The 13,214-nt window shown below is 42.1% G+C and carries 14 protein-coding genes; 8 read left to right on the top strand and 6 right to left on the bottom strand.

Annotated features, from left to right (window positions below):
- Positions 1-61: 61 nt before the first annotated feature.
- The 4 genes from rimO to pdxH form a co-directional block, all read right to left on the bottom strand.
- The gene (gene rimO / locus IPL35_02390; protein MBK8442312.1) at positions 62-1,333 is read right to left on the bottom strand and encodes a 30S ribosomal protein S12 methylthiotransferase RimO; all 1,272 of its coding nucleotides are present in this window, start codon (positions 1,331-1,333) and stop codon (positions 62-64) included.
- Positions 1,334-1,668: 335 nt separating this feature from the next.
- Entirely contained in the window at positions 1,669-3,924 is a 2,256-nt protein-coding gene (locus IPL35_02395) for a TonB-dependent receptor (protein MBK8442313.1), read from the bottom strand.
- Positions 3,925-4,066: 142 nt separating this feature from the next.
- Complete coding sequence (locus IPL35_02400) at positions 4,067-4,567, bottom strand: hypothetical protein (protein MBK8442314.1); 501 nt, start codon at positions 4,565-4,567, stop codon at positions 4,067-4,069.
- Positions 4,568-4,666: 99 nt separating this feature from the next.
- Complete coding sequence (gene pdxH / locus IPL35_02405; GenBank protein ID MBK8442315.1) at positions 4,667-5,344, bottom strand: pyridoxamine 5'-phosphate oxidase; 678 nt, start codon at positions 5,342-5,344, stop codon at positions 4,667-4,669.
- 202 nt (positions 5,345-5,546) lie between these two features.
- Here pdxH and IPL35_02410 point away from each other — a divergent pair, with 202 nt between their 5' ends.
- Together IPL35_02410 and IPL35_02415 are read left to right on the top strand one after the other, a co-directional pair.
- Complete coding sequence (locus IPL35_02410; protein ID MBK8442316.1) at positions 5,547-5,996, top strand: IS1 family transposase; 450 nt, start codon at positions 5,547-5,549, stop codon at positions 5,994-5,996.
- Complete coding sequence (locus IPL35_02415) at positions 5,935-6,168, top strand: hypothetical protein (GenBank protein ID MBK8442317.1); 234 nt, start codon at positions 5,935-5,937, stop codon at positions 6,166-6,168. Before IPL35_02410 ends, IPL35_02415 begins: the two co-directional genes overlap by 62 nt.
- Before the next feature lie 20 nt (positions 6,169-6,188).
- Here the strand turns inward: IPL35_02415 and IPL35_02420 are convergent, their stop codons facing one another.
- Complete coding sequence (locus IPL35_02420; protein MBK8442318.1) at positions 6,189-7,526, bottom strand: MATE family efflux transporter; 1,338 nt, start codon at positions 7,524-7,526, stop codon at positions 6,189-6,191.
- A 216-nt stretch (positions 7,527-7,742) separates the two neighbouring features.
- Complete coding sequence (hemB, locus tag IPL35_02425; GenBank protein ID MBK8442319.1) at positions 7,743-8,720, bottom strand: porphobilinogen synthase; 978 nt, start codon at positions 8,718-8,720, stop codon at positions 7,743-7,745.
- Between the two features lie 512 nt (positions 8,721-9,232).
- Here hemB and IPL35_02430 point away from each other — a divergent pair.
- The 6 genes from IPL35_02430 to IPL35_02455 all read left to right on the top strand — a co-directional run bounded on the left by IPL35_02430 (position 9,233) and on the right by IPL35_02455 (position 13,159).
- A complete protein-coding gene (locus IPL35_02430; GenBank protein ID MBK8442320.1) occupies positions 9,233-9,928 on the top strand; it encodes a DUF3822 family protein in 696 nt (231 codons plus the stop codon).
- Positions 9,929-10,103: 175 nt separating this feature from the next.
- A complete protein-coding gene (locus IPL35_02435; protein ID MBK8442321.1) occupies positions 10,104-10,748 on the top strand; it encodes an MBL fold metallo-hydrolase in 645 nt (214 codons plus the stop codon).
- A gap of 133 nt (positions 10,749-10,881) precedes the next feature.
- Positions 10,882-11,454: a CPBP family intramembrane metalloprotease gene (locus IPL35_02440; GenBank protein MBK8442322.1), complete on the top strand. Its 573-nt coding sequence runs from the start codon at positions 10,882-10,884 to the stop codon at positions 11,452-11,454.
- A 10-nt stretch (positions 11,455-11,464) separates the two neighbouring features.
- Positions 11,465-12,064 carry a nicotinamide mononucleotide transporter gene (locus tag IPL35_02445; protein ID MBK8442323.1) on the top strand — a complete coding sequence of 200 codons (600 nt, stop codon included), beginning with the start codon at positions 11,465-11,467 and terminating at the stop codon, positions 12,062-12,064.
- Positions 12,028-12,585 carry an ATP-binding protein gene (locus IPL35_02450; GenBank protein MBK8442324.1) on the top strand — a complete coding sequence of 186 codons (558 nt, stop codon included), beginning with the start codon at positions 12,028-12,030 and terminating at the stop codon, positions 12,583-12,585. Before IPL35_02445 ends, IPL35_02450 begins: the two co-directional genes overlap by 37 nt.
- A gap of 271 nt (positions 12,586-12,856) precedes the next feature.
- On the top strand, positions 12,857-13,159 hold the full coding sequence (locus IPL35_02455) for a hypothetical protein (GenBank protein ID MBK8442325.1): 303 nt from the start codon (positions 12,857-12,859) through the stop codon (positions 13,157-13,159).
- The last annotated feature ends 55 nt before the right edge of the window (positions 13,160-13,214 follow it).

Consider the following 13,214-nt stretch of genomic DNA (forward strand, 5'->3'; position numbering starts at 1 on the left):
AGGTTGGGCAGGAATGATAAAAATTTGTCCGTTTTTTTTAGATGCTTATCAAATTATCACCCTAAGAACTCGCCGCCAACTCTCCCACTAAATCAAATTCTCCAGCATCGCGGATATACACTGGCGCAAAATCACCCACCCGCACATAGTTTTTTTCTGCCGATACCAATACTTCATTATCTACTTCGGGCGAGTCGTATTCGGTGCGCCCGATAAAATGTTCGCCTTCTTTGCGGTCAAAAAGCACTTTTAAGGTTTTGCCGATGAGTTTTTTGTTTTTTTCAAAAGAAATTTCCTGCTGAATCTCCATCAATGCGGCGGCACGCTCGCTTTTGGTTTCGGCGGAAACATTGTCGTCCAAGCCATAGGCGGGTGTATCTTCTTCGTGCGAGTATTCAAACACGCCCAAGCGTTCAAAACGTTGTTCGGCAACAAAATCGCATAGTTCTTCAAAATCGGTTTCGCTCTCATTCGGAAAACCCACCAACATGGTGCTTCGCAAAGCTATATCGGGTACTATGCTGCGAATATCGCTGATGAGTTTTTCGGTTTCGCTGCGCGTAATTTGACGGCGCATAGCAGTGAGCATCGCATCGCTGGCGTGTTGCAGGGGCATATCCAAATAACGGCATACTTTGGGGCAATCTGCCATAGCTTCTATCACTTCCAAAGGAAATTTGGACGGATACGCATAATGCAGGCGTATCCATTCAATGCCTTCGGCTTCGTCGTTGAGGACGTGCAACAGTTCGGGCAAAGCGCGTTTTTTGTATATATCCAAACCATAGTAGGTAAGTTCCTGAGCAATGAGCATAATTTCCTTCACGCCGTTGGCAGCCAAATGGCGAGCTTCGGCAACAATGGCTTCGATGCTTTTGGAAACGTGTTTACCGCGCATCAACGGAATGGCGCAAAAAGAGCAGGTGCGATTGCAGCCTTCCGAAATTTTGAGATAGGCATAATGGGGCGGTGTGGTGAGCCGCACCCGTTCACCGATAAGTTCGTGGCGATAGTCGGCACCGAGTTCTTCCAACAGCAAAGGCAACTCCATCGTACCGAAGTAGGCATCAACTTCGGGAATTTCGATTTCCAACTGATCTTTGTAGCGTTGACTGAGGCAACCCGTTACATACAATTTATCTATACGCCCTTTTTGTTTGGCAGCGGCATAATGTAAAATGCTGTTGATGGATTCTTCTTTGGCGCGGTCAATAAAGCCGCAAGTGTTTACAATAACAATATCGGAACGGTTAGTACCCTCGTGCTGCACTTCAAAATCGTTGGCACTGAGTTGATTGATGAGCACTTCACTATCCACCAAATTTTGGAGCAGCCCAAAGTTACCACATTAACACGCGGCTTGCCGCTACGAGAAAATTTTGTTTTCATACATTTGCAAAGTTGCGCATTTTTTCAGAAAAACAGAGAAAGTTTAGAAAAAGGCTACTGAATAATGCTAAAACAATTTATTAATTGCGTACTTATTATGCCGTATTACACCACCGCAACGCCGTTATTGAAGTCGGTTTTCTTGCTCTGAAGGAGACAAAAATGCTCTGTACCAATCCAAAACTGGGATAGTATCCCTATTTCAATAAAAAATTCGCAGCAAAAGCCATACTGACTTATGCTGCGAATAAAAAAACGATAATTTTTATTGACCTGTTATCAATGTTCATCGGGTTTTATACCGATGCCCCAACGCATACCCACATACAACATTCTACCATAAATAGGTCCCCACACATTAGAAGCATCAAAACCCGCCTCAAAAGGCTGCTCATAGCCGCGAATGGGATTAGCTTGGTGAAAATCGCCTAAATTTTCGCCACCTACATAAATTTCCCACGATTTAATATGATAATTTATCTGTGCATTGAAAGTAACAAAATCTTTGCTTTGCGGCACTTTGCCATCAGCGGCAGCCACCGCCAGATTTTGTTTGCCGGTATATTGTGCCGTAGCATTAAAATGCCAGTTGCGCAAAGGCATTTTATACGAAATATTCAACAAAGCCGAAAAACGAGGCACTAAAGGCAATTGTATATCGCTCAAAGTGCCGTAAGTGATGCGCACTTCTTCCATTTTTCCGGCGAGGCGTACATCTAAACGGCGCAACAGTTCGGCATCTATCTGGGCTTGCAGGTAATTGGAATACGATTTTCCTTCCAAATTGTATATCAAAATACGATTAGGATCAGAAAAAGCATCTACAATACTTTGTTGCAAAAAATTGGTATGATACGCATCAGCCGTAAAAGTGCCTTCGCGCTCCGCAAAGCGAAATACTTGTGTAAAGTTGATGCCGTAGTTCCAAGCAATTTCGGGTTTTAATGCTTCGCCGTTTCGCAGAGCAAAGGGGCGGCTGCTCAAAAATAAAAAAGAATTTTCGGCAAAAAGATTGGCACGCCGGAATCCGCGCCCCACCGATGCCCGCAGCGAAGATAACTCCGAAAAATTATATTTGGCGTGCAAGCGCGGCGTTACAAAAAATCCGTACAAATTGTGATGGTCTAAGCGCAAACCCGCCAAAAAACTGAATTTGTGTTCGCGGATATAGTTGTATTCGGCAAAGACCCCCGGCACTTGCTCGCGGCGCGAAAAGAGGCTGTCGGCGACTTGCTCCTGATAATGGTCGTTGATAAAACTCGCCCCCGTTTTGAACACATGGTCGCTCGTACCCAAAATGGTCTGATAAATCAAATTGCCGTAAAAGCTTTTCTGAACGGCATCGTAATCCGTTTTTCCGAAAAACGCATTTTGGTCGTGATAAATACCTTGCAGTTGCAAGCCCAAAGAAGTAGCGGGTTTCTCAAAAATACGTCCCGTTTTTAGGTAAATTTCGCCGCGCTCCACCTGATTTTGAAATCCGTAATACGGGTTTTCGCCACCCAAATGGCTGTCGTGCTCGTGAAAAGCCACCTGTCCGCCTTTGCGTGTTTCCTGCAAATATTTGATACCGAACTGCCCTTCTTGTTTTTTAAAGCGAAAATGGGTGCGGTGATAAATTTGTGCCTGTTGGCGCAGGGGCATATCCAAAAAAGTATCGCCGTTGCGGTCGTGGTGTGCATTGAGGATATTTCCGTGCAGCAGCCACAGCGATTCAAAGCCTTTGAGGGGCAGCTTGTGTCTGAAATTCAAAGAAGCCTCATAGCGTCCGGCATCGCCGGCATACACATTGACGAGTAATTTTTCGGCTTCGTGCGGTTTTTTATATTCTACATTGATTTGTCCGGTGATAGATTCGTAGCCGTTCACTACCGACCCCACTCCTTTTGAAATTTGAATACTCTCCATCCAAGGACCCGGCACATACTCCAAACCGTAAGTGCTAGCCAAGCCGCGCAGCGAAGGCATATTTTCGGACAACATCTGCACATAAGAACCGTCCAAACCCAACATACGGATTTCTTTTGCGCCCGTAATAGCATCGGTATAATTGACATCTACCGAAGCGTTGGTTTCAAAACTTTCGCTCAAATTACAACAGGCCGCTTTTGCCAGTTCATCGGTGGTAATTTCTTCGGCTTTGATAGATTTGAGGGTTGAAATAAAAGTAGAGCCGCGCCGCGCACGGATTTGAACTTCATCTAAACTACTATTCGCCTCCGCCAATAAAATATCAATACGTTCACTGTGTTGGGGAGGAATATAAAGTGTATCACTTTGGTAGCCGATAAAACTCACGATGAGCGAATCGCGGTGAGGTACGCGCTCTATTTCAAAATTGCCGTTTTCGTCACTGACAGCTCCTTTGGCAGTACCTTGCCAATATAAAAACGCACCGATAACGGAGCTTTCCTGTTGCTGTTCGTCGATTTCTTTTACCGAACCCTGCAATATAATTTGTGCCTGACTTTCCTGTATCCATAGCAAATAACCCAACACTGCCAACAAAAGCCGCAGTGAAAAAATATACTTCATAAAAAAATGATAATTTGTAAGTGTGATAAAAAATGTAAAGAGCGATTAACAAAGTATTGGTTTTTAATACTTTATTAATTCATATTTCATTTTTCGGCTTTGCTTTTTTCGTTCTTTATAAAAAAAGCGAAACACATATCCACTAACAAAGAAATTGCTCGAACAGAACAAAAAATTCTGCAAAGGCAACAGGAGGAGATTTTAGATAGGGAAGGTAAAGTGCTATACAATGCGTATTGAAAGCGCATAAATCAGCAAATAAGTATTTGCTCAACTGTACCGAGAACAAGGATATATCTACACAGCAGGCCGACCAAAATTGTATTGCCGAAATCAATAAATGGTGCTTATTGGCGATGTATTTTTCGCCATAAGAACAACAATTCTTTTTTTCGGCTGCCTGATGCGAAACAGAGATTGGTTTGTTTTTACAAGCAGAAGCAGCTTTGTTGCAACAACTTTTTTCGAAAATAACAGGGTGGCTTTCTGCTTCGCGCTCGGCGCAGGGTGTAATGGGTAACAAAGATACTTCAAACAAATCTTCGCTGAAACAACGATGCGTGTTCACTGCTATTCCGATATTGGAAAGCAGCATACAAGCCATAGCAAACAAGCATAGCACCGATGACAACTGACGTTTCATGCGCAAAAACAGAATTGTATTGAAATACACTGCAAAAATATATCAAAATTTATTCCATTGTGTATTTTAAGGCGATAGAGGTGTTTTTTTTAATATTTTTTAAGGAGCTAATCGCTGTATGTTCCAAGTTTGGGTGGTTTGATGCAGCGTATAGCGCAGACGGTCGTGGAGGCGGCTGCTGCGTCCTTGCCAAAATTCAAAAGTATGCGCCTCCACGCGATAGCCGCCCCAGTGCGGCGGTTTGGGAATGACGGCGGCGGGTTGTTGTTGTTCTTCGCCCAATGCTACAAAATGCTGCACCGCCTCCTGATAGCGTAGTTCTAATTCATTTCTGCCATCAATAACTGTGCTCTGCGGCGAAGCCCAAGCTCCCAGACGACTTTGAAGGGGACGACTTTGAAAATAGGCTTCGGCGGCGGCATCGTTTTTAAGGTGCGCCACACCCTCTATGCGTACCTGTCGTTCCAAAGCGTCCCAAAAAAACAACAAAGCCACTTTCGGATTAACGGCTATTTCATTGCCTTTGCGACTGTGGTAGTTGGTATAAAAAACAAAACCCTCTTTGCTGTATTCTTTGAGCAGCACCACACGTGCCGAAGGTTGTGCGGCAGTGTCGGCAGTGGCGAGTATCATGGCGTTGGCTTCGGCAATATCTTTGCAGTCGGCGGCGGCGGCATACCAATGCTGAAATTGCTCAAAAGGGTCGGTGGCGGCTTCGTGTTCGTGGAGGCTGTACTGCCCATAGTCGCGGCGCAGATGTGAGAGATCTTGGTTCATATTATTTTCTTTTGGTACTGATTAAGAATGTATGCTGGTGATTTTTGCAAAAAGTTGTCATATTGACAACCCAAAAGGGCAAAACCAACTTAAATTAGTATGTCTGAAATACTGGTTCAAGTGGTTTGCCCTCATTGTGAGGATACAAATGTAAAAAAAAATGGCAAAAAGCCAATGGTACTCAAAATTTCTATTGTTATAAGTGCAAAAACAATTTCAATTTGCCTACAAATACAAAGGAGCAGATCCTCGTATTAAACGGCAGGTTCGCTGTATGACCTTCAATGGCAGTGGTATCAGAGATATTCAAAGGGTCTGTGGAATAAGCATCGCGGGCATCTTATTGATCTTGCGCAAGTGGTTCAGACAAATACAAGAGCCTATTGTTCAAGGACATTTTAAGAAGGTCCAAATTGATGAAATGTGGACTTTTGTCAAACATCGCAAACAAGGCAAACGCTGGCTTTGGTATGCTTATGACGCAGATTCTGGTCAAATTTTAGCTTTTTACATCGGAAAACGCAATAATTCGGCTTGCAAAGCTCTGATGAGAAAACTCGCTCATTTACAAATTGATTCCTACCGAACCGATGATTGGAAGTCTTATAAAAAAGTACATTGCTCCTCAAAAGCATATTATCGCAAAGGCTAAAACTACCCATATTGAAAGGCGAAACCGAGATTTCAGAACACATTTAAAAAGGCTCTGTCGCCAAACCGTTTGTTTTTCTAAGAAAGATGATATGCACTACGGTATCATTAAAACTTATATCTTTCTTAGAAACAAGTTCCGTACCCCTCTTAATATTCAGCATACATTTTAAATCACTACCTTTCTTTTTTATCATATTATCAATCTTTGTTTTCTTTTCCACAGCATAAAATAAATCTGAGACCCTATAAACAATAAGCCCCAATAAATTAATTCGGCTGCCCACACATAAGGCAAACCCACATTGTAAAAGTTAACGGCGGTGTAAGCGTATATGAGATAAATAAAAATAGCAATCATCTCTATCAGCAGCGAAGCGCGTGTAGCTCCCACTCCGATAATACCGTTGAATACAGTGCTTGCCATAGAACATACCAACAAGGTAAGGGCGAGCAAGGGCATCAATTGACCAGCTCCGGCGATGAGTTGTTCATCGTCTGTAAAAATGCCGTTGATATGCGCCGGAAACATCAACAGCAAAACTCCCAATATCAAAGAAGCCGCCACCCCCATCAGCATAGCACGCCGCACCGACAACAATGCGTCTTTCTGTTTATTTTGCCCTATCAGGTTGCTCACTACCGAATTTACCGCCGATGCCAAGCCCCAGGTGGGAATACCCCAAAAAGTATAAACCCATTTGGCAATGGTAGATACGCCCAAGGCGGTTTGTCCCATATTTTCAATAAAAGTAAACAACAAAAACCAACCGCCAATGCCCACCAAAAATTGTATGACCAAAGGGTAAGACAGCATCAATAATTCGTTAAAAATGGGGCGATTGAGTGTAAAAATATTTTTAAACACATGAAAACGGCGGATATGCCTGTCTGTAGCAGCATACAACAAACCGATGATGGAGGCGATAGCTTCGGCGATAGTGGAAGCCAAACCCGAACCCGCAATGCCCATTTTTGGAAAACCGAAAGCTCCGAATATCAAACTGTAATTAAGTACCATATTGCTCAATGCCATTGCCAAGGTTACATATACAATCATGGTGGTTCTGCCGATACCGGAATACAAAGCCAAAAACACAAAACCCAAAGTGCTGAAAAAAATGCCGAAAGAGCGATATTCCAAAAATTTTAAACCGGCTTCTAAAATATCGGGTGACTGTATGAAGAAAGGTAAAATATACTGCGACCCCCAATACAGCAGCGCAAACAGAATTAAACTCAAAAAAAACTGTACGCCGATATACGTATCAAATACTGCACCTATGTTTTCGGGTTTTTCCTCTCCGGCAAAACGCGCTATCATAATTTGTGCTCCCCTCGACACTGCATACCCTATCATTACCATAATTAAATAATAGATAGATGTAATGCCGCAGGCACTTAATTCCACCACCCCTACTCTGCCCAAAAATATAGTATCCGTAAAGCCTATAATATTTTGTACAAATTGAAACACCATAATTGGTGCTGCAATCTTTAATATATCGGTATAAGTACCTTTTAGTTGCATGAAAATATTTTTTCGTGAAAGAAGACAGTTTTTCTAATACGCTTTGAGATCTATGTTTTAAAAAAACATATCAGGTCTCACGTTTAAATTTTTGCAATGCTTTCTTTTTTTATACCAACAGTTTGAATACACAAACATAAGAAAAAAACAGTGTCTTGGTATGTGTTTTTTTGTTGCACAATTTCACATAGCAACAGAGTTGGGTTCAAAATGTTGTCAATCTATCCAATTATATTGGAGGGCATCTTTGGCATGATAGGTGATGATGAGATCAGCACCGGCGCGGGCAAAAGCATAGAGGTTTTCGCGTACTACGGCGGCTTCGTCGAGCCAGCCGTTTTGGGCGGCGGCTTTTACCATAGCATACTCGCCCGACACATTGTAGCACGCCAAAGGCAGCAATGAAGTTTGGCGCACACTTTTGATAATATCAAGAAACGCCAAAGCCGGTTTTACCATCAGCATATCAGCTCCTTCCTGCTCATCGAGGGCGGCTGCGCGGAGGGCTTCGCGGGCATTGCGAATATCCATCTGGTAGCTTTTGCGGTTGCCCTGCTGCGGTGCAGAGTTGGCGGCTTCGCGGAAAGGACCATAATACGAAGAAGCAAATTTTACGGAATACGACATTAGTGCGGTATGCTCAAAAGCCGCCTCATCTAAGGCATTGCGTATAGCTCCTACCCTGCCGTCCATCATATCCGAAGGAGCCACCATATCGGCTCCGGCTTCGGCGTGGCGCAGTGCCATTGTTGCCAGCAAAGGCAAAGAGGCATCATTAACAATAAGTCCGTGCTCCAATACGCCGCAGTGTCCGTGTGTGGTATAGGCGCATAAGCACACATCGGTGGCTATATACAAATCATCACCGAAAGATTTTTTGAGCGCGCGTACCGCCTCCGGTACAATACTGTGCGCACTTTGGGCGGCGGCGGCAAATTCGCTCTTCGGTTCATTTACTCCAAACAATAAAATATTTCTGATACCCAAAGACAGACAGGTTTCCACTTCGCGCAACAAATTATCTATCGACAAATGAGCGATACCCGGCATGGAAGCAATTTCGTGCCGGATATGGTTGCCTGCAGTAACAAAAAAGGGATACATCAACATAGAAGGCGACAGGCGCGTTTCAGCAAATAATTCGCGGCTCAGTGTGCCAGTACGCAACCGCCGCATACGATGAACTAATTTCATGAAGTAATTTGATAAATATGATTAATTTTGTAGCAAAGGTATTTGGATTTTAGCACTTATAGTCAAATTTTTAGACATCAACATTTAATATACATTATAAAAAATAATCATTTTTAATAAATAAGACATAAGAAGGCAAGTAGTGTAAAAGGCAAAAAGAGTTATAAACTCAAAATAAAGTAAACTAAATAAAATATTATAAATCAATAAGTTATAAAATATAAACCACCATATTGCATAAACATTCCGCTACATATTTCATTATTGAACAGGCAACGTTGGCAAAAAGTTATAGGAGCAAATACAAAAAATTTTAAAAACTGCTGAAAACTTGGCTTAATGTTCGCTTAACTATTTTCCATAGAGGAGTATTCATTCCGGCAGTTTAACTTAAATAAGGAGTTTATCCGACTCTATAAAAGATTTTACAGATTTGATATATATATACGATGGAATCGTCAAAAATACTTTCCGATATCAGTATAAAACATCTTAACTTTGATTCTATTGATTTGAAGAAGAGTAAATTATGTATTTTTATTTCTGATTATATTCTTGCTTATGCCGTATGCGATATGCAAGATTGTGTGCAACGTCTTAAATCCTATCCTTTGTATGGCAGCTCTTATTTACACGATTTCGGCAAGCTCAAAGATATATTAGACAAAGATGAACTTCTCAGTTCGGCGTATCGCTTTGATGATGTATCGATTGCGCTGTCGGGTTTGTTGAATACTTTTGTACCGCACGAATTTTTTGACGGCAGCGATTTGCGCCAATACTTTGATTTTAATCTCGCCCCGCAACACAACGTACAACTGCGTTGCGATGAAATTCGCGGTTTTGACTATTTCAACATCTACGCTATTGACCACGCACTGACGGAGGTTTTAGACCGTTCTTTTGAAGATTATACGCTCAAACACGCTCAATCGGTGCTCTTGTCTTCGGTGCTGAAAGATTATTTGCAGCCTTCTGCACGTTTTTCATCTCGCCTTATCATACACCGCGAAAGCAACCATTTAGATATTTTTTGGCTGCAAGCGGGCAAACTGCAATTTATCAATCGGTTTGTTTATCAAAGTGCCGAAGATTTTTTGTATTATGTGCTGAGTGTGATTTTTGGCAAACGCCCTTCGCGCTATACTTATTGCCCTGAAATGGCTTTAATTCCTCAGCAGAAATTCTACAACCTGTTTTCTGTATAATAATTATTTTGTTGTAGGTGTGGCGTTTTTGTGCTTGCGCAAAAAATATCGGTACAGAATTGTAATTTTTTCTTGCGGTTGGCAATACCTTGCAAGTGTCGGTGATGCAGATAAAACATAAAAATACTTATCTTTGATGCTGTATTTTTTATATTATCATCTTTTTTTTAATGCCGTGCTTCAAGTACATTATTTCACGTTCAACGATTTTCGGGAAAACACCTATTTGGTGTGGGACGACAGCCTCGCCTGCCTCATCATTGACCCGGGTTGCAGCACTGCCGCCGAGCGCAAAGAACTCAGCAATTTTATCGCCGCCCAACAACTACAGCCCTGCCGCTTGCTCAATACCCACTGCCACATTGACCATATTTTCGGCAATGCCTACATCGCCGACCGCTATGGTTTGGGCTTGGAAATACACGAAGGCGAAGTACCGATTTTGCAAGGGGCAAAAGCCTATACGCAAATGTGGGGTATGCACTATGAAGAGTCGCCGCAGCCGCAGCGTTTCATTTCTGAAAAAGACGAAATCAGCTTTGGCAATGGCAGTGTCCTGAAAATCCTCTTTACACCCGGACACTCTCCGGCGAGCATTTGTTTTTACAGTGCCGCCTCGCAATTTGTCATCGGCGGCGATGTATTGTTTGAGGGCAGTATCGGGCGCACCGACCTCCCTGGCGGCAACTACAATACACTTATTCGCAGCATTAAAACACAATTGCTCACGCTACCCGACCATGTAAAAGTATATGCCGGTCACGGCGATCCCACCACCATCGGCACAGAACGCCGTTTTAATCCTTTTTTGAAAGAATAAGACAGTATTTGTCTGTTATACAGTTTTTTTTTAACGTACCTTTGCTGCCCGAAAACAAACACAGCATTTTTTTTGCTATATTTTTGTTAGCCTTTTTTTGAAACTACGTCTCTCTAATACGCTAAACTCTCTTGTGAAACCCGACAGAAATACTTTATTTTGGCTCAGTTGCCTCACTTTATTCGGCTTTGGCATTGCGGGCTTACTCGGTGTGCATTGGTTTCAGGATACGCCTTTGCGTCAGGTGCTGCTCGGCGGCAGTATATGGTATCGTCAGTTGCTGTGGGGAGCAGTGGTAGGCGGTGCGGGCGCACTGTTGGTTACGTTGCTCGTGCGCCTAAAACCTTTTCAAAGCATCCATCAATTATTTGAAGATGTATTGGATATTCGCGGTATTGATATGCACGATGTTGTTTTTTATTCATTTTGTGCTGCTATCGGCGAAGAGTTGTTTTTCAGGGCGGGATTGCAAATGCACTTGGGCAATCTGCTCACCTCTACTATTTTTGTAATGCTGCACGGCTATCTCAACCCCAAAAACTGGCAATTGAGTATTTTTGGTTTTATCCTCATTGCATTAAGCTGCGCTTTTGGTTATTTATTCACCGTTCAAGGTTTTTTTGCTGCCGTTGCCGCCCATTTTGTGTATGATGTGCTGGTGTTCAGCTATTTGATATTCCTCACACCAAAGCCGCAACCGAACTAAAATCCGCATTATGTTTGAAACGCTATGGCAACAAATCGTACAAAGCTCCGCTTTGGAAGCAATAGCGGTAATTTTCGGTTTGTTGAGCGTATATTTTTCAGGACGCAACCATATCGCCGTTTATCCTACGGGTATTGTGAATGTATTGTTGTATGTATATATCTGCTTCAATAGTAAATTGTATGCGGATATGGGTATTCAAATGTATTATTTTGTGATGAGCGTATATGGCTGGATACACTGGAATCAAGTGCAGCAAAATGAGCAAAGCGGAATTATGCACAACAGCTCCCGCGAAAATCTGCGCGATGCGGGCTTATTTTTTTTGTTTTTTGGGTTAATTTATGCCCTACTTCGCCACTACACCGACAGCGATGTACCTTTTTGGGATAGCCTCACGACCGCCATTTTTTTGGTAGCGATGTATTTGATGGCACGCAAAAAAATAGAACACTGGCTTTGGTGGATAGCAGGAGATATAATGGTAATTCCTTTGTTTATATATAAAGGTTTAGTGCTTACGGCATTTCAATATGTAGTATTTACAGCATTGGCAATCTATGGATTTTGGCAATGGAAGCAGCAAATAGCAAGTCCCCGAAAAAAATAATTATAACAGGTGCGGAGTCTTCGGGCAAAAGCACTCTAGCAGCAGCGTTGGCGGCGCATTTCGGTGTGCCGCAAGTGCCGGAATATGCGCGTATTTTTTTTGAACAGCGGAACAGCACCGACTACTGCGAAAACGACTTATTGCAAATAGCCCAAGGGCAAACAAATTTGGAGGCACAAATCGCAGCAACATTTCCAGAAGCCCCATTTATTATTTGCGATACCGACTTAATCACCATAAAAATCTGGAGCGATGATAAATACGGGCATTGCCACCCGTGGATAGAAGAACAACTACATTCCGACCCCCAGAATTTGTATTTGCTCTGTGTGCCCGACCTGCCTTGGCACTACGACCCCCTGCGCGAAAACCCACACAATCATTCCGAAATTTATGCTTTGTACGAAGCGCACCTGCAAAGCCGCCATCTCAACTATGTACGCATCAGCGGCAGCGGCAACACACGAACCACCGCCGCTATCCGTGCCGTAGAGCAGCAATTACAACTTTGGCAAAAATGAAACTTTGTTGTCGTCAGAGAAATTGTTTTAAATGAATTGCGTATATTTTTTTATTTTTGCAGAGACACGAATTGATTGTTAAATCAACTATAAAATTGACAATGAAATTAGGAGTACTTGCGAGCAATAAAAAAAAGAAGGTTTCCAAAAAGACAAATTGAACTATAAAAACGTACAGAGTCCACAACACCTATTTTGTGCATCAGATAGGTATGTATAATATAAATTTCAGAAATGGTTTTTGTTATTTTTAAATTTTTATGCTACAAAAATGGCAAATAAAACGTCTCAGCATATTTTAGGAACTTCAGCGAATCTTTTAGGATTTTGCCTCATCGTAATTACGTCCTTTCATTTAGCCGATAAAAAAGAAAACAGTTTGATTGATGAACTGACTTCGCTTATTGCTTTGCTGCTGACTATATCTTCAATGCTATCTTTTATTTCTATCAGAACTGAAAATAAAATAAAAGAAGAAAAACTGGAGCGATATGCCGATTATCTGTTTTTGTTTTCACTTATTGGAATTTTTGGAATAATCCTTTTTGTACTGATTCATTTTTTAAGCAGCTAAAAAAGAATCCTATAACACAAGTTGGTCAGACAATAGTAAGCACCAATTCTAAAAC

Source organism: Sphingobacteriales bacterium, assembly GCA_016711285.1.
In the GTDB taxonomy this organism is placed as follows: Bacteria; Bacteroidota; Bacteroidia; order Chitinophagales; family UBA2359; genus JADJTG01.